The organism is Saccharothrix algeriensis, from assembly GCF_016907655.1.
GTDB classification, from domain to species: Bacteria; Actinomycetota; Actinomycetes; order Mycobacteriales; family Pseudonocardiaceae; genus Actinosynnema; species Actinosynnema algeriense.
Map to the genome: position 1 here is coordinate 595,588 of NZ_JAFBCL010000001.1, position 19,385 is coordinate 614,972.

Annotated in this window: 16 protein-coding genes; 9 read left to right on the top strand and 7 right to left on the bottom strand. The window is 75.0% G+C overall.

Annotated elements, in window-relative coordinates:
• Window positions 1–20 precede the first annotated feature (20 nt).
• A complete protein-coding gene (locus tag JOE68_RS02350) occupies window positions 21–935 on the bottom strand; it encodes an SMP-30/gluconolactonase/LRE family protein (RefSeq protein ID WP_204840705.1) in 915 nt (304 codons plus the stop codon).
• A gap of 286 nt (window positions 936–1,221) precedes the next feature.
• Here JOE68_RS02350 and JOE68_RS31650 point away from each other — a divergent pair, with 286 nt between their 5' ends.
• From JOE68_RS31650 to JOE68_RS02375, 6 genes are all read left to right on the top strand, one after another.
• Window positions 1,222–1,353: a hypothetical protein gene (locus JOE68_RS31650; protein ID WP_275584697.1), complete on the top strand. Its 132-nt coding sequence runs from the start codon at window positions 1,222–1,224 to the stop codon at window positions 1,351–1,353.
• A complete protein-coding gene (locus JOE68_RS02355) occupies window positions 1,353–2,225 on the top strand; it encodes an FAD binding domain-containing protein (RefSeq protein WP_204840706.1) in 873 nt (290 codons plus the stop codon). Before JOE68_RS31650 ends, JOE68_RS02355 begins: the two co-directional genes overlap by 1 nt.
• Before the next feature lie 3 nt (window positions 2,226–2,228).
• Complete coding sequence (locus JOE68_RS02360; protein ID WP_204840707.1) at window positions 2,229–2,699, top strand: (2Fe-2S)-binding protein; 471 nt, start codon at window positions 2,229–2,231, stop codon at window positions 2,697–2,699.
• Window positions 2,696–4,981: a molybdopterin cofactor-binding domain-containing protein gene (locus JOE68_RS02365; RefSeq protein WP_204840708.1), complete on the top strand. Its 2,286-nt coding sequence runs from the start codon at window positions 2,696–2,698 to the stop codon at window positions 4,979–4,981. The genes JOE68_RS02360 and JOE68_RS02365 overlap by 4 nt, the downstream gene beginning before the upstream one ends.
• 428 nt (window positions 4,982–5,409) lie before the next feature.
• Window positions 5,410–5,589, top strand: a complete 180-nt coding sequence (locus JOE68_RS02370; protein WP_204840709.1) for a hypothetical protein — start codon at window positions 5,410–5,412, stop codon at window positions 5,587–5,589.
• 156 nt (window positions 5,590–5,745) lie between these two features.
• Window positions 5,746–7,812 (top strand): ATP-binding protein, encoded by a 2,067-nt coding sequence (locus JOE68_RS02375; protein WP_204840710.1) that lies wholly within the window; start codon window positions 5,746–5,748, stop codon window positions 7,810–7,812.
• On the opposite strand, the gene JOE68_RS02380 is transcribed toward JOE68_RS02375, so the two are convergent.
• Together JOE68_RS02380 and JOE68_RS02385 are read right to left on the bottom strand one after the other, a co-directional pair.
• On the bottom strand, window positions 7,755–7,943 hold the full coding sequence (locus JOE68_RS02380) for a hypothetical protein (protein ID WP_204840711.1): 189 nt from the start codon (window positions 7,941–7,943) through the stop codon (window positions 7,755–7,757). The two genes, JOE68_RS02375 and JOE68_RS02380, sit on opposite strands and share 58 nt — an antisense overlap.
• On the bottom strand, window positions 7,930–9,078 hold the full coding sequence (locus JOE68_RS02385; protein ID WP_204840712.1) for a hypothetical protein: 1,149 nt from the start codon (window positions 9,076–9,078) through the stop codon (window positions 7,930–7,932). Before JOE68_RS02385 ends, JOE68_RS02380 begins: the two co-directional genes overlap by 14 nt.
• Before the next feature lie 264 nt (window positions 9,079–9,342).
• Between JOE68_RS02385 and JOE68_RS02390 the strand changes: the two genes are divergently transcribed.
• Entirely contained in the window at window positions 9,343–12,315 is a 2,973-nt protein-coding gene (locus JOE68_RS02390; RefSeq protein ID WP_204840713.1) for an AfsR/SARP family transcriptional regulator, read from the top strand.
• A 306-nt stretch (window positions 12,316–12,621) separates the two neighbouring features.
• On the opposite strand, the gene JOE68_RS02395 is transcribed toward JOE68_RS02390, so the two are convergent.
• The gene (locus JOE68_RS02395) at window positions 12,622–14,124 is read right to left on the bottom strand and encodes an LVIVD repeat-containing protein (RefSeq protein ID WP_204840714.1); all 1,503 of its coding nucleotides are present in this window, start codon (window positions 14,122–14,124) and stop codon (window positions 12,622–12,624) included.
• A 146-nt stretch (window positions 14,125–14,270) separates the two neighbouring features.
• On the opposite strand from JOE68_RS02395, the gene JOE68_RS02400 reads away from it, so the two are divergent.
• The gene (locus tag JOE68_RS02400) at window positions 14,271–14,894 is read left to right on the top strand and encodes a DUF305 domain-containing protein (protein WP_204840715.1); all 624 of its coding nucleotides are present in this window, start codon (window positions 14,271–14,273) and stop codon (window positions 14,892–14,894) included.
• Here the strand turns inward: JOE68_RS02400 and JOE68_RS02405 are convergent.
• Genes JOE68_RS02405 through JOE68_RS02415 form a run of 3 tightly spaced genes read right to left on the bottom strand, consistent with a single transcriptional unit; the run spans window position 14,881 to window position 18,359 of the window.
• Window positions 14,881–15,051 carry a hypothetical protein gene (locus tag JOE68_RS02405; protein WP_204840716.1) on the bottom strand — a complete coding sequence of 57 codons (171 nt, stop codon included), beginning with the start codon at window positions 15,049–15,051 and terminating at the stop codon, window positions 14,881–14,883. The genes JOE68_RS02400 and JOE68_RS02405 overlap by 14 nt on opposite strands.
• Complete coding sequence (locus tag JOE68_RS02410; RefSeq protein WP_204840717.1) at window positions 15,038–17,908, bottom strand: FAD-binding and (Fe-S)-binding domain-containing protein; 2,871 nt, start codon at window positions 17,906–17,908, stop codon at window positions 15,038–15,040. The genes JOE68_RS02405 and JOE68_RS02410 overlap by 14 nt, the downstream gene beginning before the upstream one ends.
• A 34-nt stretch (window positions 17,909–17,942) precedes the next feature.
• A complete protein-coding gene (locus tag JOE68_RS02415) occupies window positions 17,943–18,359 on the bottom strand; it encodes a hypothetical protein (RefSeq protein ID WP_204840718.1) in 417 nt (138 codons plus the stop codon).
• Window positions 18,360–18,537: 178 nt separating this feature from the next.
• Between JOE68_RS02415 and JOE68_RS02420 the strand changes: the two genes are divergently transcribed.
• Window positions 18,538–19,308: a GntR family transcriptional regulator gene (locus tag JOE68_RS02420; protein WP_204840719.1), complete on the top strand. Its 771-nt coding sequence runs from the start codon at window positions 18,538–18,540 to the stop codon at window positions 19,306–19,308.
• The last annotated feature ends 77 nt before the right edge of the window (window positions 19,309–19,385 follow it).

A 19,385-nucleotide genomic window follows, 5' to 3' on the forward strand; every position in this document is an offset into this window, starting at 1 on the left:
GGCACACCAGCCCCTTGCTTTCACCTGGTGGGAACGGCCACCGCGGTGTACTCGGTGGTCGGCGTCGGCGGCGTCCCGAACCGGGCGTTGGGCAGGTAGAGCCGGCGGCCGTGGGCGGCGACGGTGGTGGGCACGTCGAACCGGGGGTCGGTGATCTTGGTCACCAGCTTTCCGCTGGTACCGGCCTTGTCGAGCTGGACGACGGCCACCGCGTTCGACCCGTTCAGGACCACGTGCAGGGTGCGCCCGCGGACCAGCAGGCCGTCGCCGCCGGTCAGCAGCTCGCCCCCGAGGTCGACGACCTCGGTCACCCCGTCGACGACGCGGTGCAGCTGCCCGGTGTGGGTGTGCACGACCAGCAGCGCTTTCCCGTCGGGCGTCCGCGCGATGCCGTTCGCGTTGATCGAACCGGGCACGAGCACGAAATCGCCGGTCAGCGGGATCGCGGTGTAGGTGTCGGGCAGTCGGCCGTGCCGACCGAAAGCGATCTTGTACAGCACCGCGTTGCGCGAGTCGGTGAAGTAGGCGCCGTCATCGGCGATCACGACGTCGTTGGCGAAAGCGCCGGGCGTGGTGATCGCATAGGACTTGAGGATCGCTCCACTTCGCGCGTCCACCACCCGGAGTTGGCCACCGCCGGCGACGAACAGCCGGCCGCGGCGGTCGACCTTCAACCCGATCGACGGCCCGCCGGGGCCCTGGCTGAACACCTCGCCCGCGCCCGTGCGCAGGTCGACGCGGTAGAGGTCGCCGTCGGCCAGCGAGCCGAAGTAGGCGATCGGGGTGTCGCCGATGGCGATCCCCTCGGGGCGGAACCCGTCGGGGAGCCGGAACTCGGTGGGGAACGGGGGTGCGTCTTCGGCGGCGGCCGGCGCGGCCGTCACGAGCGAGAGCCCGACGACGACCGCGGCCAGCACACCGGACATGCGAGACATGACCACTCCTTACGTTGTCCGTGGCGCGAGTGTCGCGCAGCCGCACCGCGCCGGATACCTCCCTTCGGAACCGACGCGTTCCACCCGACGCGCGCCCGGAGGTCGGGCCGGGGCGAGCCCGCCGGTGGCGGGCCGCGCCCGACGGGGCGAGTCCGCTGTTAGCCCGTTCGTGTCCGCAGGAGAGCGGGAACCGCCGCGTTGTAGGAACCTGGGGTTCAGGTGCGCCGCCGCAGCCGCTCGGCTTCCCCCGGTCGGTGTGCTGGTCACCGCACCGGAGGAGGGTTCAGTGACGGTCGGCACCGACGTGCTCGACGCGCGACGCGGCGGGGCCGCCGCCGGGGTGGCGGCGCGGCCGGGCGGGCACCGGCCCGGTCCCCCGCGGCGGCCGTTCGCGTGCTCGGCCCACCGGGGCGGCTGATGGACTTCCTCCGACCCGACACCCTCGCCGAGGCGTTGGCGCTCAAGGCCGCGCGACCCGCGGCGGTGCCCGTCGCCGGCGGCACGGACGTGATGGTGGAGCTGAACTTCGACCACCGCCGGCCCGCCGCGCTGCTGGACCTGACCCGGATCACCGAGCTGCGCGGGTGGTCGGCGCGGGGCGGGGTCGTGCGCCTGGGCGCGGGCGTGACCTACGCGCGGGTCCTCGCGGAGCTGGGCGACCGGCTGCCGGGGCTGGCGATGGCCTCCCGCACGGTGGGCTCGCCGCAGATCCGCAACCGCGGCACGGTCGGCGGCAACCTGGGCGCGGGCTCGCCCGCCGGCGACGCGCACCCCGTGCTGCTGGCGCTCGGCGCGGTGGTGGAGGCGGCGTCGACCCGGGGCGCCCGGCTGATCCCGGCGACCGACTTCTACCTGGGGGTCAAGCGCACCGCCCTGGCGCCGGACGAGCTGATCACCGCCGTGCACGTGCCGGAGACCGGCGCGCCGCAGCAGTTCTGCAAGGTCGGCACGCGCAACGCGATGGTGATCGCGGTGTGCTCGTTCGCCGTGGCGCTGCACCCGGCCCGCGGCCGGGTCGGCGCGGCGGTGGGCAGCGCCGCGCCGACCCCGCGCCGGGCCCGGGAGGCCGAGGACTTCCTGTCCGCCGAGCTGGCGGCCACCGACCGGTGGGAATCGCCGAAACCGCTGTCGGAGCCGGTGCGGCGGGAGTTCGGGGAGCTGGTGGCGCTGGCCGCGGACCCGATCGACGACGTGCGCGGGACGGCCGCGTACCGCAGGCACGCCCTGTCCGTGCTGGCGCGCCGCGCGCTGGACTGGGCGTGGCAGGACTACACCGGGAAGGGGCGCTGAGCCGTGCGCGTGAACGTGACGGTCAACGGTGAGCCGCGCGTGGCCGACGACGTCTGGGAGGGTGAGAGCCTGCTGTTCCTGCTGCGCGAGCGGCTGGGGCTGCCGGGCTCCAAGAACGCCTGCGAGCAGGGCGAGTGCGGGTCGTGCACGGTGTACCTCGACGGCGTGCCGGTGTGCGCGTGCCTGGTCGCCGCCGGGCAGGCGCAGGAGCGCGAGGTCCGCACGGTCGAGGGGCTCGCCCGCCAGGGCGACCGGCTCGACCCGGTGCAGGAGGCGTTCGTGGCGGCGGGTGCGGTGCAGTGCGGGTTCTGCACGCCCGGTCTGGTCATCGCGGCGCACGACCTGATCGCCCGCGTGCCCGACCCGACCGACGCGGAGATCCGGGAGGCGCTGGCCGGGAACCTGTGCCGCTGCACCGGGTACGAGAAGATCCTCGACGCCGTGCGGCTCGCGGCGCGCAAGGGCAGGCCATGACCCCCGGCGCGGGAGGAGGGGCCGCGGGCCCGGCCCCGGCGGCGCTGACCTCCGCGACGCCCGGCGGCGTCGGCTCCAGCCCGCAGCGGCCGGACGGCGTCCTCAAGGTGCGCGGCGAGTTCGCCTACGCCTCCGACCTGTGGCACGAGGACATGATCTGGGGCGCGACCCTGCGCAGCCCGCACCCGCACGCGCGGATCGCCTCGGTCGACCTGACCGAGGCGCTGAAGGTGCCCGGGGTGCACGCCGTGCTCACCCACCGGGACGTCCCGGGGCGCAACCTGTACGGGCTGGAGCGCCGGGACCAGCCGGTGCTGGCCGAGGACGTCGTGCGCTACCAGGGGGAGCCGGTCGCGCTGGTGGGCGCGGACCACCCGGAGACCGCGGTGCGGGCGATGAAGCGCATCGGGGTCGAGTACGAGGTCCTGACCCCGGTCCTGGACATGGAGACCGCCCAGCACGACACCCCGCTGCACCCCGGCGGGAACCTCGTGCGGCACGTGCCGGTGCGGCGCGGCGACCAGGGCGCGCGGGCCGAGGTCGTGGTCACCGGCCGGTACGAGGTCGGGATGCAGGACCAGGCGTTCCTGGGGCCCGAGGCGGGGCTCGCCGTGCCCGCCGAGGACGGCGGGGTCGACCTGTACGTCGCGACCCAGTGGCTGCACGTCGACCAGGCGCAGGTGGCCTCGGCGCTGGGGCTGCCGCTGGAGCGGGTGCGGCTCGCGCTGTCCGGCGTCGGTGGCGCGTTCGGCGGGCGGGAGGACCTGTCGATGCAGGTCCACGCGTGCCTGCTGGCACTGCGCACCGGCAAGCCGACGAAGATGGTCTACAACCGCAGGGAGTCGTTCTACGGGCACGTGCACCGGCACCCGGCGGTGCTGCACTACGAGCACGGCGCGGACCGCACCGGCAAGCTGGTCTACGTCAAGGCGCGGATCCACCTGGACGGCGGCGCGTACGCGTCGAGCACACCGGCGGTGGTGGCGAACGCGGCGACGCTCGGCGTCGGGCCGTACGAGGTCGACAACGTGACGGTGGACTGCTGGGGCGTCTACACCAACAACCCGCCGTGCGGCGCGATGCGCGGTTTCGGCGCCGTGCAGGCGGCTTTCGCCTACGAGTCCCAAATGGACAGACTGGCCGAGGCGCTGGGCATGGACCCGGTGGACGTGCGGATCCGCAACGCGCTGTCCGAGGGCTCGGTGATGCCGACCGGGCAGGTGCTCGACTCCCCCGCCCCGGTCGCCCGGCTGCTGGAACTGGTGCGGGACAAGCCCTTGCCGCCCCCGGCCGCCGTCACCGACCTGCGCGACATGCCCGGCGGGGTGTCCAACACGACGCACGGCGAAGGCGTGGTGCGCGGTGTGGGCTACGCCGTCGGGGTCAAGAACATCTGCTTCTCCGAGGGCTACGACGACTACTCCACGGCGCGGGTGCGGCTCCAGGTCGTCAACGGCGAACCGGTCGCCCTGGCGCAGACCGCCGCGTGCGAGGTGGGGCAGGGCCTGGTGACGGTCGTCCAGCAGATCGTGCGCACCGAACTGGGCGTGGAGCAAGTCACGATCCTGCCGATGGACACCGGCATCGGCAACGGCGGCTCGACGTCGGCGTCCCGGCAGACCTACGTGACCGGCGGCGCGGTGCGGGCCGCGTGCGCCGCGGTCAGGGAGCGGCTGGCGCGGCTGGCGGCCGGGCGGGGCGCGGTGGGCCTCGCCGAGCTGCTCGGCGACGAGGTGGTCGACGAGACCACCGAGTGGCGCCACCGGGCGACCGAGCCGCTGGACCCGGTGACCGGCCAGGGTCGCGCGCACGTCCAGTACGGGTTCGCCGCGCACCGGGCGGTGGTCGACGTGGACGTGGAGCTGGGCCTGGTGAAGGTGGTGGAGCTGGCCTGCGCGCAGGACGTCGGCAAGGCCCTCAACCCGCAGGCGGTGGAGGGCCAGATCCAGGGCGGCTCGGCGCAGGGCCTGGGGCTGGCCGTGATGGAGGAGATCCGGACCTCCGGCGGCGAGGTCCACAACCCGTCGTTCACCGACTACCTCATCCCGACGGCGCTGGACGTGCCGCCGATGGCCATCGACGTGCTGGAGCTGGCCGACCCGAACGCGCCCTACGGCCTGCGCGGCGCGGGCGAGCCCCCCACCATCTCCGCCACCCCGGCGATCGTGGCCGCCATTCGCGCGGCCACCGGCCTGCCCCTCTCCCGCGTCCCGGTCCGCCCCGAGCAGATCGCGGGGCCCCCGGACGGGCGCGGCGGGCCGCCGAACCGGTCGGCGCGCTAGTCCGGGTCGCCTGGCATTGCACGGCAACGCGCTCGACGCCATAGCGAATCCTTTTCACTTACAGCCGCGTCGCTCTGCTTTGCGTGTCACCCACTCCACCCCCTCTCGCTAGGAGTTCACCCGAAAGTATGAGATGATCTTTCCATGGCATTGACGGTCAGTGCGCATTCGGCCGAATGGTGCGGGCGCTCCGACATCAGAGGTCATCAGCGGGTGATCAACTAAGCCTTTGATCACCCGGGGCACCGCCGCGCCCCACCGCCGTGCGGCCGAACGTGTGGCTCGGTCGGCCCGCCCAAAGGCAGGCCGACTACCGGCAGTATTCCCTACCACCTGTAATCACAGGTCGGCGACCGTGCCATGATCAACGCCCCCGCCCGTTCCAGGGCAGGAAGCGATCAATTCCCGGAATCGAAGGAAGAACTTTGGTGAGAAAGTCCGTTGCGGGCCTTGTCATGTCGGCCGCGCTGGGTGCGGCGGTGATCTCGGGCGTCCCCGGTGAGCACCGGAGCACCGGCTTCACCTCCGTCGCGGCGGCCAAGGGCGACACCAGCGACTACTGGAGCGTGGACTCCGTCGCGGCGGCGCTCCCGGTGACCGCCGTCTGACGAGGCCCGCGCAGCTCCGGCCCGCCTTGATCCGCGAAGGCGGGCCGGAGCCGTGTCGCGCTGCGGCATCACCCTGGCTCGCGACGACTGGCGGCACCGCGGGCCCACCCCGTCTGTGACACTCGGATCACACCGAGCGCGCGGGGAGGGGTGTGCGTGTACCGAGGTGGGGAGAACGTCGTGTCCGGCACGGCGCACGGGCCGGTGGTCCAGGCGGGCAGCGTCGGGGAGGTGCACTTCCACCGCCGGGGGGCGGAGCCGGTGGTCCCGCGCCAGCTCCCGCCCGCCCCCAGGCTGTTCACCAGCAGGCGCCGGGAACTGGCCCACCTGAACCGGTTGCTCGACGACGAGGGCGCGCTGGTCGCCGTCGTGAGCGGGCCGGCGGGGGTCGGCAAGACGTCGTTGGCGCTGCGCTGGCTGCACGACGCGCGAGCGCGGTTCCCGGACGGCCAGCTCTACGTCGACCTCGGCGCGCACTCGCCGGGCGGTCCCGCCACCCCGGAGGAGGTCCTGGAGTGGTTCCTGGTGGCGCTGGGCGTCCGCGCCTCGGGCATCCCGCTGGGCCTGGAGCGAAGACAGGCGCTGTTCCGGACCCTGACCGCGGACCGCTCGCTGTCCCTGCTGCTCGACGACGCGGTCTCCGCCGCCCAGGTGCGGCCGCTGCTGCCGACCGCGGCCCGCAGCGCGGTCGTGGTCACGAGCCGGTGGCGGCTCAGCGGTCTCGCGGTCGACGGCGCGCGGTTCGTGGAGGTCGAGTCCTTCGACGTGGAGGCGTCGCTGGAGCTGCTCGAACGCGCGGTCGGCCAACGGGTCGCGTCCGAGCCCGACGCCGCCCGCGAGCTGGCGCGCCTGTGCGGCGGGCTGCCCATCGCGCTGTGCGTGGTGGGCGCCCGCCTGTCCACCCACCCCCGGCGGACGCTGTCCAAGGAGGTCGGCTCGCTGCGCTCGGAACGCCTGGGCTCGCTCGCCGTCCAGGGCGGTCTCTCGGTGGAGGCCGTTCTCGACAAGTCCTATGTGGACCTCCCGGCGCGGCACGCCCGCGTGTACCGGCTGTGCGCGGTGCACCCCGGCGGCTCCTTCGGGTTGGAGGCGGCAGCGGCGGCGGCCGGCGAGCCGCCGCCCGAGGTCGAGCCGGTGCTCGACGAGCTGGTGGAGAAGAACCTGCTGACCGAGGTGGGCGACGAGCGGTTCCGCTTCCACGACCTGCTCCGCCTGCACGCCCGGCGGCAGGCGGACTGGCACTCCGCGGCGGAGAGCGACGCCGCCCTCCGCCGCGTGGTGGAGTGGTACCTGCACCGCGCGGTCGGGGCCGACCTCGCCGTGGTGCCCGATCGGCCCCGGGTCGGGCCGCTCTTCCGCGGCGCGCGACCGGCGTTCCCCCGCGCCGCGGAGGCGCTGGACTGGCTGGTGGCCGAGCGCGGCAACCTGGTGACCGCGATCGGCGAGGCGGCCGAGCGGGGTTGGCACGACCTGGCCTGGCAGCTCACCGAGGCCATGTGGGGTTTCTTCCTGCACCGGCGCCACCTCGCGGACTGGGTCCTCGCGCACGAGATCGGGGTCGGGTCGGCGCACGCGTGCGGGCACGTGGTGGCCCAGGCGCGGCTGCGGCTGCAACTGGCGGTCGGCTACGTCGGCCTGGGGCGCGAGGCCGACGCGTCCGAGCAGGTCGAGCTGGCGTTGCGCCTGGGCGAGACCGCCGGCGACCGGGGGTCGGTCGCCACGGCGGTCAGCCAGCTCGGCCGGATCGCGCGCGGCCGCCGGGACCCGGCCGCCGCGCTGGCGCACTTCCGGCGGGCGCTGGAGATCGAGTCGGACCTGGGTCGGCGGCGCGGCGTCGCCCTGGCCCACCGCCGGATCGGCGAGGCGCTGACCGACCTGCGCCGCCACGAGGAGGCGATCGTCGAACTCGCCACCGCCGAAGCGGTCCTGGTCGAGCTCGGCCAGGTGGTGGAGGCGGCCCGCGCGCGCGGCCTGCTCGCGCTCCCGAAGCTGGCGCTCGGCCGGGTGGACGAGGCGGCGCGGCTGCTCGAGGCCGCGCTGCCCGCCCTGGCGGGGACCGGGTCGCCCCACTACCTCGCCGACGTGCTCGTCCCCCTCGCCGACGTGGCGGAGAGCCGGGGCGACCCGGCCGGCGCGCAGGAGCGGCTGCGCGCCGCGGCGGCGGCCTACACCGCGGTCGGCGAACCGGTGCCCGAGCGCATCGCGGCCAGGCTGACCGGGTAGAGCAGGACGTCGGCCACCGCGGTCCAGCGGGGCGTCGCGGCCCGCCGGTCGACCACGAGGAGCCCGTCCCACGGCCCGCCGACGACCTGCCAGGCCCCGCGGGCCACCGGGCGCCAGTCACCCCAGGGCACGCGGCACCGCCACGGGCGACACCGGCACGGCCCGCGCCGGCTCCGGCAGGTCCAGCAGCCGGTAGGCGGCGCGGCGGGTGGCGGCGCCGGCCCCGCCGGGGCACGAGCTGATCGCCCGGGCCAGGCCGGGCACCGCGACGGCCGCGTCGAGCCGCGGCGCGACCGGGTCGAGCACGGGGGCGCCCCGGTACACCAGGTCGGCCGGGCTGCCCGGCCGGATCAGGATCGCCGGCACCGGCACCAGCAGGATCGGCCGGCCCAGGGCGGCCGCGTACTGGGTGGTCGAGCCGAAGTCGCCGACGACCACGTCGGCCGCCACCACCGCCGCCCGCCAGCCCTCCTCCGGCGGCAGGACCAACAGGCCCTCGGGCAGCCACGCGCGCACCTGGCGCGCGCCGTGCACGCTCCAGATGTTGGGGTGCAGCACCGCGGCGACGCGGTGGCCGGTGTCGAGGAGCCGCCGGTACAGCCCGATGTGCGCCCCGAAGGTGGAGTGCGTCGTCCACGAGGAGCTGACCGTGACCAGCGACTCCCCCGGCAGGACGCCCAGCGCCCGCCGGTAGTGCTCCCGGTACGGCTCGCTGGCCAGCACCCGGTCGAGGCACAGGTCGCCCGCCACCACCGCGGCCGGCGCGGCTTCCGGGCAGGACTCCCGCAGGGCGTCGAGTTCGTCGCGGTGCGCCAGCACGATCGCCGAGGGCACCACCCGGCCGTCCCGGACGAGCTGCTCGCGGCTCAACCCGTGCGCGGCCACGCGGCCCGGCTCCGGCGACCGCGACCGCGACTTCAGCGCGCCCGCCCCGTGCGGCACCACCATGATCTTCCCGTGCAGCTGGTCCAGACCGCGGAAGCTCGCCGCGAGCACCAGGTCGAACCGGTGCCTGATCGCCTGCTCCCAGGGCAGCACGTGCCCGCCGAGGTCGCGCACGAACTCGGCGGTGCCGTGCGTCGACCCCTCGACGGTGAACAGCACCTGCACGCGGTGGTCGGCCTCCAGCAGGGGCAGCAGGTCGACCAGGCGGGTCCCCGCCACGACGTGCGGGACGACGACCAGGACGACGCGGCACCCCGCCCGCGTGATCCGCGACGCCGCCCGCAGCCCGATCGGCCCGTTGGTCCATGGATTCCCGGTCACGGTTCCTCCCCATTCCCGATTCGAGATGACGGGGGAATCCTCGGGGCGACCGTCATCAATACCCTGTCGGAGGTCTCCGCAGCCGCGGTCCGCGCAGTTCGGGGCGGGCCGCGCGAGCACTTCCGCACGCTTGCGGGCCAATGCCCGCCCATTGGCTGTCGAACGCCTGTCAGCGGCCTTTCCGAGGCTATAACGTTACTGATGGGGCACTCGCGGTCGCCGGCGGCGCACAATACTGGACGGACTCCAGCGAGGGGTGGCGCTGTGACCAGTCTGTTCACGATCTTGGGACAAACTCGGATACGAATAGGCGCGCGGCTGCGCCGGGACTGGGCCGCGCCCAAAACCCGGGCGATGCTCGGCGCGCTGCTGACCAGACCGGGCGAGTGGTTCACGACGGTGAGCCTCGTCGACTGGATGTGGACCGCCGACGACAAGCTGCCGAAGAACCTGGCCCAGACCTTCTACAACTACGCCAAGCGGATCCGGGACGGCCTCCGGCAGATGCGGGCCGAAGCGGTGCTGGAGCAGCGGCGGGGCGCGTACCGGATCGTCGCCGACCGGGCGGGGATCGACTACTTCGCCGCCACCACCCTGCTCGACCGCGCCCGCCTGCTGCGCGACCCGGGAGCGGCGGTGGCGCTGCTGCGGGAGGCCGTCGGGCACTGGACCGACCTGCCGCTGGCCGACCTGCCGGGTGAACCGGCCGAGGCTTGGCGGCGCAACGCCCGGGAGAACCTGTGGATCCCGCTGCAGAACGCGCTGTGCGAGAACCTGATCGCCCTCGGGGAATTCCGGGCGGCGCTGGCCCAGGTCGACGGTCTGCCGGCCGAGGACGCCGCCCACCTGGCGCTGGTGATGCGCCGGTTGGAGGCATTGCACGGCCTGCACCTGCGAACCGAGATGACGTCCTACTACTTCGCCATGCGCAAGCGGTTGCAGGACGAGTTCGAGGACGCGGCGGCGGCGGCGCTGAAGGAGTTCTTCGAGGGCCTGGCCGAACCGGCGCAGGTGGAATCCCGTCGCCCCCGGGAAAACGCGCGGCCGCCCCGCCGGCTGCCGCACGACGTCGAGGACTTCGTCGGCCGGCAGGTGCTGCTGGCGAAGGTCGACGCGGTGACCGGCTGCGCGAAGCGGGAACCGCGGCCGGGAATCGTGCTGCTCGACGGCGCGGCCGGCGTCGGCAAGACGGCGCTCGCCGTGCACTGGGCGCACCGCGTGGCGCCGCAGTTCCCGGACGGCGTGCTGCACTGCGACCTCAAGGGGTTCTCCGCCGAGAACGCCCTGCAGGCCGGCACCGTCGTCGACAACTTCCTCGAGGCGCTGGGCGCCGACGTGGACCACCTCACCACGGCGGAGCAGCGGGCCCGGCGCCTGGAGCTCATCCTGGCGAACCGGCGGGTGCTGGTCCTGCTCGACAACGTCCGCGGCCTGCCCCAGGTGGAACCGCTGCTGCCGCTGCTGCGCACCTGCACGGTCGTGCTCACCAGCCGCAACCGCATCCCCGGCCTGGGGCACCGCGCGTTCCCGGTGGCCTCGATGGACCCGGCCGACGCCACGCGGATGCTCGACGCCAGGATCGGCGACCGCAGCACCTACCAGCGCCGGGCCGTGCAGGACCTGGTGGCGCTGTGCCGCGGGCTGCCGCTGGCGATCGACATCGTGGCCCACCGCATCGCCACCAGCCCGGGCGCCCCGCTGGCGGAGTTCTTCGAGCAGCTCAGCGACGAACGGCGGTTGCTGGCCCTCGGCGACCACGGCGACGGCGGTGACGGCAGCCTGAAGACGGTCTTCTCCTGGTCCTACCGCGCGCTGCGCCGCGCCGACCGCCGGGTGTTCCGGCTGCTCGGCCTCCACCCCGGTCCCGACATCAGCATCGACACCGCGACCGCGCTCCTCGGCGTGCCCCGCGCCGCCGCGCTGGACTGCCTGGACCTGCTCGTCGCGGCGCACCTGGTGGAGCAGCCGGGGTCGCTGCGCCGCTACCGGTTCCACGACCTGCTGCACGACTACGCGCAGGAGTGCGCGGTCTCGGACGAGCCGGAGGAGCAGCGCCGCGCCGCCGAGGTGCGGCTGATCGACTTCTTCCTGCACACCGCGAAGGAGGCCGACGCGGTCGCCTTCCCGTACCGGCCCGGCGTTCCGGTGCCGCCCCCGGTCGAGGGCGTCGTGCCGCTGCAGTTCGGCCACGACCGCGAAGCCCAGGGCTGGGTGATCGGGGAGCGCGCGAACCTGGTGGCGGTCCTCGACCTGGCTGCCCGGCGCGGCCTGCACGCCCACGTCAGCAGGCTGGCGCACGTCCTCGGGGACATGTTCAGGCGGTGCGGCTACTACGACGAGGCCCGGTTCGCGCTGGTGATGGCCATCGGCTCGGCCCAGGTCGAAGGCGACCTGGACGGCGAGGGCGCGGCGTACAACGACCTCGGCCTGATGCACCTCAGGCAGTCGGCGTTCTTCGAGGCGCGCAAGTGCTTCCACCTGGCGCACGGCATCGCGCAGCAGCTCGGCGAGCCCCGGGGGCTGGCCTCGTCCCTGCACAACCTCGCCCGGGTGGAGGTCGCGGAGGGCCGGGTGGACCGGGGGGTGCAGCTCTACGAGCAGGTCCTGTGCATCGCCCGCGGGTCTTCGCCGATGGAACCGGAGGCGGCGACCTGGCACCGCCTCGGGGTCCTGGCGCGGGAACGGCGCAACCGGGTCGACGCGGCGGCGCACCTGCACCGGGCGCTCGAACTGCGGGTGGCGATGAACAACACCACCGGCCAGGCCGACACGCTCGTCGAGCTGGGCGAGCTGCACCGGGAACAGGGTGAGCTGCACGTCGCCGAGCAGTACGTCCGCCGAGCCGTGGAGCTGCACCGCGGGACCGGCGTCCGGGAGGTGGTGGCGCGGGCCTGCGCCCGGCTGGCCCTGATCCGGCGGGACCGGGGCGACGTCGTGACGGCGACCCTGCACGCCCGGCAGGCCGTTCGGCTCTACGACCGGATCGGCGACTCCCTGGGCAAGGCGGGGGCGTTGACGCTGTTGGGCGAGCTCCGCTGGCGCGCGCGGGCGTTCGCGGCGGCCGAGGAGGGCTGGGAGCAGGCGTTCAAGATCTTCAGCGACGCCGGCGACCCGCGCGCCCCCGGGCTGGCCGACCGCCTGGCCCTGCTCGGCGGCGACCGGGCGGTGCCCGCCGCCCGGTCGGTGCGGTGGTCACCCGACCCGTCGGACTCGACCGGCCGGCGGGGCCCGGCCTGAGCGGTGCGCGGCGCCGGGTCGCGCGGCGCCGGTGACGTGCCGCCGGGCCGGCGCGGCTCCACCACCCCGTTCAGCCCGACCCCGCATGACCGGCTGCGGCCCGCGCCGCTCGACGGGGTCCACTTCGGGCAGTTCCGCCGGCAACGCGGTGCCCGGCGGCGCGGTGGGCCGGGGCCGCACGGTCTGCTCGCCGCCCACCCGGGCCACGAGCCCGGTCGGGCTGTCCACCGCCACCACCCGGCCCGCGCCGACGGCGGGAGGCCCGCCCGGTGGTCCGGGCGGGCCTCCCCGGCACGCGTTCGGGGTCTACCTCCTCGGGAACAGCTCCCGGTACTGGCCCTGCGTCTGCACGTTCAACTCGCCCACGCGGATGAACTTCGCGGACAGCACGCGCGGGTCGCGGATGTCCAGCACGTCGAAGCCCTTGGCGATGTCGGAGGAGTAGATGTAGCCGTTGTAGTAGTAGCTCGACCACGCGCCGCCGCCCTTGCCGTCGGGCAGCGGGCCGCGCTCGAACCAGCCGATCTCCTTGGGGTTGCGGGAGTCGGTGAAGTCCCAGATCGAGATGCCGCCCTGGTACCACGCCTGCACCATGATGTCGCGCCCCTGCACGGGGATCAGCGAGCCGTTGTGCGCCACGCAGTTCTCGGTGTCGGCCTGGGTCCGGGAGATCTTGTAGTACGAGCGGAACTCCAGCTCCCGGTCGTCGCCGCGGCCGGTGATGTCGTAGATGCCGTTCGCGCCGCGGGTCTTGCCGATGGTCTCGTTGCAGGTCGCCGCGCCGCCGCCGCCCAGCTCGTCGGTGAAGACGACCTTGGTGCCGGCGTTGTTGAACGTGGCGGAGTGCCAGAACGCGAAGTTCGCGTCGTCCTGCACGCGGTGGATCTCGCGGGGCTTCTCGCGGTCGGAGATGTCCCACAGCACGCCGTCGCCCATGCAGGCGCCGGCCGCGAGGTCCTTCGACGGGTAGACGGTGATGTCGTGGCAGCCGGAGGTCGCCCGCACGTAGCCGCTGGGCACGTCACCGGGGCGGCCTGGGTTGCCGCCGTCGGGGAACACGACCCGCTCCGACAGCAGCGTGGCCGACGCCGGGTCCTTCAGGGGGACCTTCACGATGGAGATCAGGTCGTGCGGCGGTTGGCAGTCGGGGAACGACGCGTCGGGCGCGTAGGAGGAGACGTACAGGTAGGCGTTGCGGCCCTTCTTGTCCGGCACCAGCGTGTGGGTGTGGGAACCGCACTTGGTCTCGACCGCGGCGATGTAGCGCGGGTTGCGCTTGTCGCTGATGTCGAAGATCTTGACGCCCTCCCACGCGCTCTTGTTGGTGGCGGGCAGCGGGGTGCTGGAGCACGAGTCGTCGCTGCGCGACGAGTCGGTGGACAGGAACAGCAGGTTGTCCTTGACCGAGATGTCGTTCTGGGAGCCGGGGCAGAGCACCTTGCTGACGATCTTGGGCCGGTGCGGGTCGCGGATGTCGTAGACGACGAACCCGTCGTAGTTGCCGTCGTAGGCGTAGCCGTCCTGGAAGGCGAGGTCGGTCCAGGAGGAGCTCTCGGTGAACGGGGCGGGCTTGGGCAGGTTCGCGAGGTGCTTGACGTTGCGGCTGTTGCGGATCTCGTCCACCCCGGGGATGCCCGTGCCCGGCTGTTCCTGGGCGGCGAGCTGGGCCTCCGACAGGCCGGCGAGGTCGGGGTCGGCGCCCGGCTCCGCCACCGCCTGCGGAGCCGCGACCAGAGCGGAGAGTGCGAGCGCGAGCGCCCCGAGGGCCGCGACGGGCCCTCGCCGGCGTGCCGAGTAGCGTGCTGTCACTTCAGGTCTCCCCTTCCCACCTGTAGCAGGGAAGGCAGTATCGCCCCTTCGCAACGCTAACCACCAGGCCCGTTCGTCGGTAAGGTGACGGCTTCCGGCTGGTGGGACGTGCCGGTACGGTGGCGACCGGAGCCAGGGGGTGCGGTGTGCGGATCTTGCTCGTGGCGGTGGCGATCGCGTTCCTGGCCGCGTGCACGGCGCAGCCGGCGGAGGAGGCCCCGGTCATCGTTCCGGGGAGGCCGGGCGAGCAGGCCGAGACGCTGGCGCCCGGCGACGTGGGCACCGACCGGTGGGTGGCGCCCGGCGAGGCCGACCTGAGGTACGTGGCGAGCATGATCGCCCACCACCGGCAGGCCCTGGACATGACCGCGCTCGCGCCCGAGAGGGCGTCGAACGACACGGTGAAGGGCCTCGCTTCGCGCATCCACGACACCCAGGGCCCGGAGATCGGGGCCATGGAGCAGTGGCAGCGGCAGTTCGCGGAGAAGGCGCCCGCGCACGGCCACAGCGGCACGCTGCCGCACGTGGACCACGCGACCATGCCCGGGATGGCGACCGACGAGGAGCTGGCCGCGCTGGCCGCCGCGCGCGGCCCCGACTTCGACCGGTTGTTCCTCCGGTTGATGATCGCCCACCACGAGGGCGCGCTGACGATGGCCCTCGACCTCCTCTCGAAGGGCACCGACGTGCGCGTGGAGGAGATGGCGAACGACGTGGTGGCCTCCCAGTCCGACGAGATCGAGCGGATGAGGGCGATCACGATCCCGTAGCGCCGGGCACGAGGTCCTCGGCCGGCCGGAACGTCTCCACGGCGTTGCCGGTGACGCGCCGGGCGATTCCCGCGTCGCGCTCGTGCGCCTCCCGGGAGGAGTCCGGGGCGACCCGCGCCCGGAAGTCCTCGCCGACCACTTCGTCAGGGCCGGTCACCCGGGCGGTCGGCGCCGTCGGGCAGGTGGTCGGCCAGCAGCTCGGCGAGGTGCCGGCCGCGGCGGGCGGCGAGGTGGTCCAGCTGGGTCCGACAGGAGAAGCCGTCGGCCAGGACCACGCCGTCCTCCGGGAGCGCGCGCACCGCGGGCAGCAGCGAGGTCTCGGCGATCCTGACCGAGACGTCGTAGTGCCCGCGCTCGGCCCCGAAGTTGCCCGCCAGGCCGCAGCACCCGCCGACGGCGCGGACGGACGCGCCCGCGGAGCGCAGCAGCTCCTCGTCGGCCCGCCAGCCCAGCACGGCGTGGTGGTGGCAGTGCGGCTGGGCGACGGCCCGCACCCCGTCGAGCCGCGGCGGCGCCCACTCGGGAGCGCGCCGGGCGAGCAGCTCGGCCAGGGTGTGCGTCGCCTCCGCCACCGCCGTCGCCCGGGCGTCCCCCGGGCCGAGCAGCTCGACGGCGTCCGAGCGCAGCACCGCGGCGCAGGACGGCTCCAGCGCGACCACCGGCACGCCGTCGCGGACGTGCGGGGCCAGCGAGTCCAGCCCCCGGCCCAGGACGCGGCGCGCGGTGTCGAGCTGGCCGGTGCTGATCCAGGTCAGGCCGCAGCAGACCTTGCGGTCGGTGACGCGGACGGAGAACCCGGCGGCCTCCAGGACGCGCACGGCGGCGATGCCGACCTCCGGTGAGAAGTGGTCGGTGAAGGTGTCCACCCACAGCAGGACGGGTGTGCCGCCGCCCGCCGGGCCGCGGTCGGCGAACCACCGGCGGAAGGTCCGGGGGGCGAAGCGCGGCAACGCGCGCCGCTGGTCCATCCCGGCGAGGAACCGGGCCGCGGTCGCGACGGGGCGCAGCGACAGCAGCCCGTCGACCAGGCGCGGCGCGAGGGAGGCGATCCGCGCCCACCGGGGCAGCGCGCCCAGCGAGTAGTGGGAGGCCGGGCGCAGCCGGCGGCGGTAGGCTTGGTGGAGCACTTCGGCCTTGTACGAGGCCATGTCGACGCCGGTGGGGCAGTCGGACGCGCACCCCTTGCAGGACAGGCACAGGTCCAGCGCCTCGCGCACCTCCGGGGAGCGCCAGCCGCGTGCCGTCAGCGAACCGGACACCGCCTCCTGGAGCACGCGGGCGCGCCCCCGGGTGGAGTCCTTCTCGTCGCGGGTCGCCAGGTACGACGGGCACATCACGCCGCCGGTCGCGGTGGTGTCGGCCCGGCACTTGCCGACCCCGGTGCACCGGTGGACCGCGGCGGCGAAGTCGCCGCCGTCGTGGGCCAGGGCCAGGCCCGCGCGGCGGGCGGGCAGGTGGTTCACGACCCGGGTCGGCCGCAGGTCGGCGTCGAGCGCCGCCGGCCGCACCACGACGCCGGGGTTGAGCAGGTCGTCGGGGTCGAAGACGTGCTTCACCGCGGCGAAGAGGCCGATCGCGCGCTCGGAGTACATCAGCGGCAGCAGTTCCCCGCGCGCCCGGCCGTCACCGTGCTCGCCGGACAGCGATCCGCCGTAGGAGCCGACCAGCCGCGCGGCGTCGTGCAGGAACCCGCGGAACAGGGCGGTCCCGCCGGGCTTGTCGAAGGGGAAGTCGATGCGCACGTGCAGGCAGCCGTCGCCGAAGTGGCCGTAGGGCGTGCCGGTCAGGCCCCGGTCGGTCAGCAGCGCGTCGAACTCGCGCAGGTAGGCGCCGAGCCGGTCCGGCGGCACGGCGGAGTCCTCCCACCCCGCGTGGGCGGGCGCCCCGGCCGAGCTGCGCGAGGCCAGGCCCGCGCCGTCCTCGCGGATGCGCCACAGCGCGGCGGCCTGCGCGGCGTCGACGACGATCGCGCTGTCCAGCGCGCCGGCGTCGGCGACCACCGCCGCCGCCGCGACCGCCGCCTCGGCCACCGTGGCGCCCGGCACCTCGGCCAGCAGCCAGCCGGCGCCGGCGGGCAGCGGCGGCACGGCGGCCGGCCCGCGCCGGTCGCGGACCACCTGGACGATCCGGTCGTCGATGCCCTCCAGCGCGACCGGCGCGTGCGGCAGCACGGCGGGCACCGCGTCGGCCGCCTCCGCCATCCCGGGGTAGCCCAGGGCCACCAGCACCGTCGCGGCGGGCGCGTCGACCAGGCGCACGGTCGCGCCGAGCGTCACCGCGCAGGTGCCCTCGGTGCCCACGAGCATCCGCGCCACGTCGAAGCGGTTCTCCGGCAGCAGGTGCTCCAGCGCGTAGCCGGAGACCTGCCGGGTGAAGCGCCCGAACTCGGTGCGGATGACCGCCAGGTTGGCCCGCGTCAGCTCCGCCAGCCGGGCGGGCAGCGGCGACCCCGTGCCCGCCGCGCCTCCCGCGCCCACCGCCAACCGCTCGCCGGCGCCGGTCAGGACGTCCAGCGCCACCACGTTGTCGGCCGTGCGGCCGTAGGCGAGCGCGCGCGAGCCGCACGCGTTGTTGCCGATCATCCCGCCGAGGGTGCAGCGGTTGTGCGTCGAGGGGTCGGGCCCGAAGCGCAGGCCGTGCGGCGCGGCGTGGCGCTGGAGCCGGGCCAGCACCGCGCCCGGCTCCACGACGGCGGTGCGCGCGTCCGGGTCGACCGACAGCACCGAGCCCAGGTGGCGGGAGAAGTCCAGGACCACGCCGGGGCCGACCGCGTTCCCGGCGATCGACGTGCCCGCGCCGCGCGAGGTGAGCGGGACCCCGCTGGCGCGGCAGACCTCCAGCACCGCGGCGACCTCGTCCACGTGCCGGGGGAACACCACCGCCCGCGGCAGGACCCGGTACAGCGAGGCGTCGCCGGAGTACTCGGCGCGCCGGCGGTCCGAGGTGTCCACCTCGGCCACCCCGGCGCGGCGCAGGCGCGCCGCCAGCGCTCCCGTGCCCGGATCGGTGCTCACGGCGCTTCCTCCTCCGGTCGTCCCGCGGCCCGGCTCACCACGGGGACGGCGAACGGGCGCAGGTGCCGGCGACGTCGTCCCCGGTGACCGGGCGCGGGGCGGTGGCCGGCAGCCGCTGCTGCCGCACCGTCCCCGCCGCCGGCGCCGGGACGTCGCCCTCGGCGCAGCCGACGCCGCCGATGCCGTCGGGCAGGCCGAGGTCACGCATCAGCCGCTCGATCGCGGCGGGCAGGTGCTCGGCGGGGCCGTCGGGGCGCTCGGCGCCGGGCACGAGCAGCCCGGTGGCGCGCTGCGGCGCGCCGGTGGCCGCCACCCCCGCGTCGGTGACCACCAGGGCCCGGCGCGCGCCCAGCCGGGCGAGGTCGAAGCCGACCTCGTCGGCGGCGCCCGGCCCGAACTCCGACGCCGGCGCGCCGCGGGTGAAGACGGACTCGGGAACCGTGGCGCCCACTGGTCGTCCCTCCGGTGTCGCGGCTGCCGGCCCGCCCCTGCTCGCCGGTCGGCGCCCCTGACGCTCGCATGTGACATGCTACTCGTCAAGGCCGCGTGGCCGCCGGGCACGACGCGCGGCGCACCCGCCGAGCGCCGATAAGCTGCCGCCGACGGCGACCGGGGAAAGAGGCGGGCGAGTGCGCGAGATCGCAGGTGCGTCGAGCCTGACCGACCAGGTGGTCGACGCCGTCCGCGCCGCCGTCCTGGACGGCGAGCTGAAGGCCGGCGAGCTGTACTCGGCCTACCAGCTCGCCGAGCGCCTGAAGGTCTCCCGGACGCCGGTCCGCGAGGCGCTGCTGCGCCTGGCGGAGGCCGGCATGGTCCGCTTCGAGCGCAACCGCGGCTTCCGGGTCCTCAAGCGCGACCCGCACGAGGTCGTGGAGGTCTTCCACCTGCGCCTGCTGCTGGAGGTCCCGGCGGCGGGCCTGGCCGCGCGGCACGCCGACGACGCCCTCGTCGCGGCGCTGCGCGAGGAGCTGGACGCCATGCGCGCCACCGCGGCCGAAGGCGACGACGCCCGCTTCATGCGCCACGACCGGCGGTTCCACCACCACCTGCTGCTGGCCGGGGGCAACGCCCGGCTGGCCGCGACCGTGGCCGGCCTGCGCGACACCACCACGACCCTGGGCGCCTCGACCGCCGGGCGGTCGCGCACCCTGGGCGAGATCGTGGCCGAGCACGAACCCGTCCTCGCCGCCGTCGCCGCCCGCGACCCGGAGGCCGCCATGCGGGCCCTGCGCGCCCACCTCGCCCACACCGCCGCGCTGCTGCTGGACCAGCTGGCCGAGGAGGGCGGCCGGCCCCTGACCGCGCGCCAGGCCGAGCTGATCGGCGGCGGGTCCGGCGCGGTCCCGGGTGGCGCCGACCGCGACCGCGCGGGCGCGCCCGCCCCCGGCGCGCCGCGGTAGCCGCCGCGACACCTCGCGCGCCCGGTCCGGGCCGCACGTATGGTCCTGGTCTGACACCCGGACGCGGATCAGCGTGA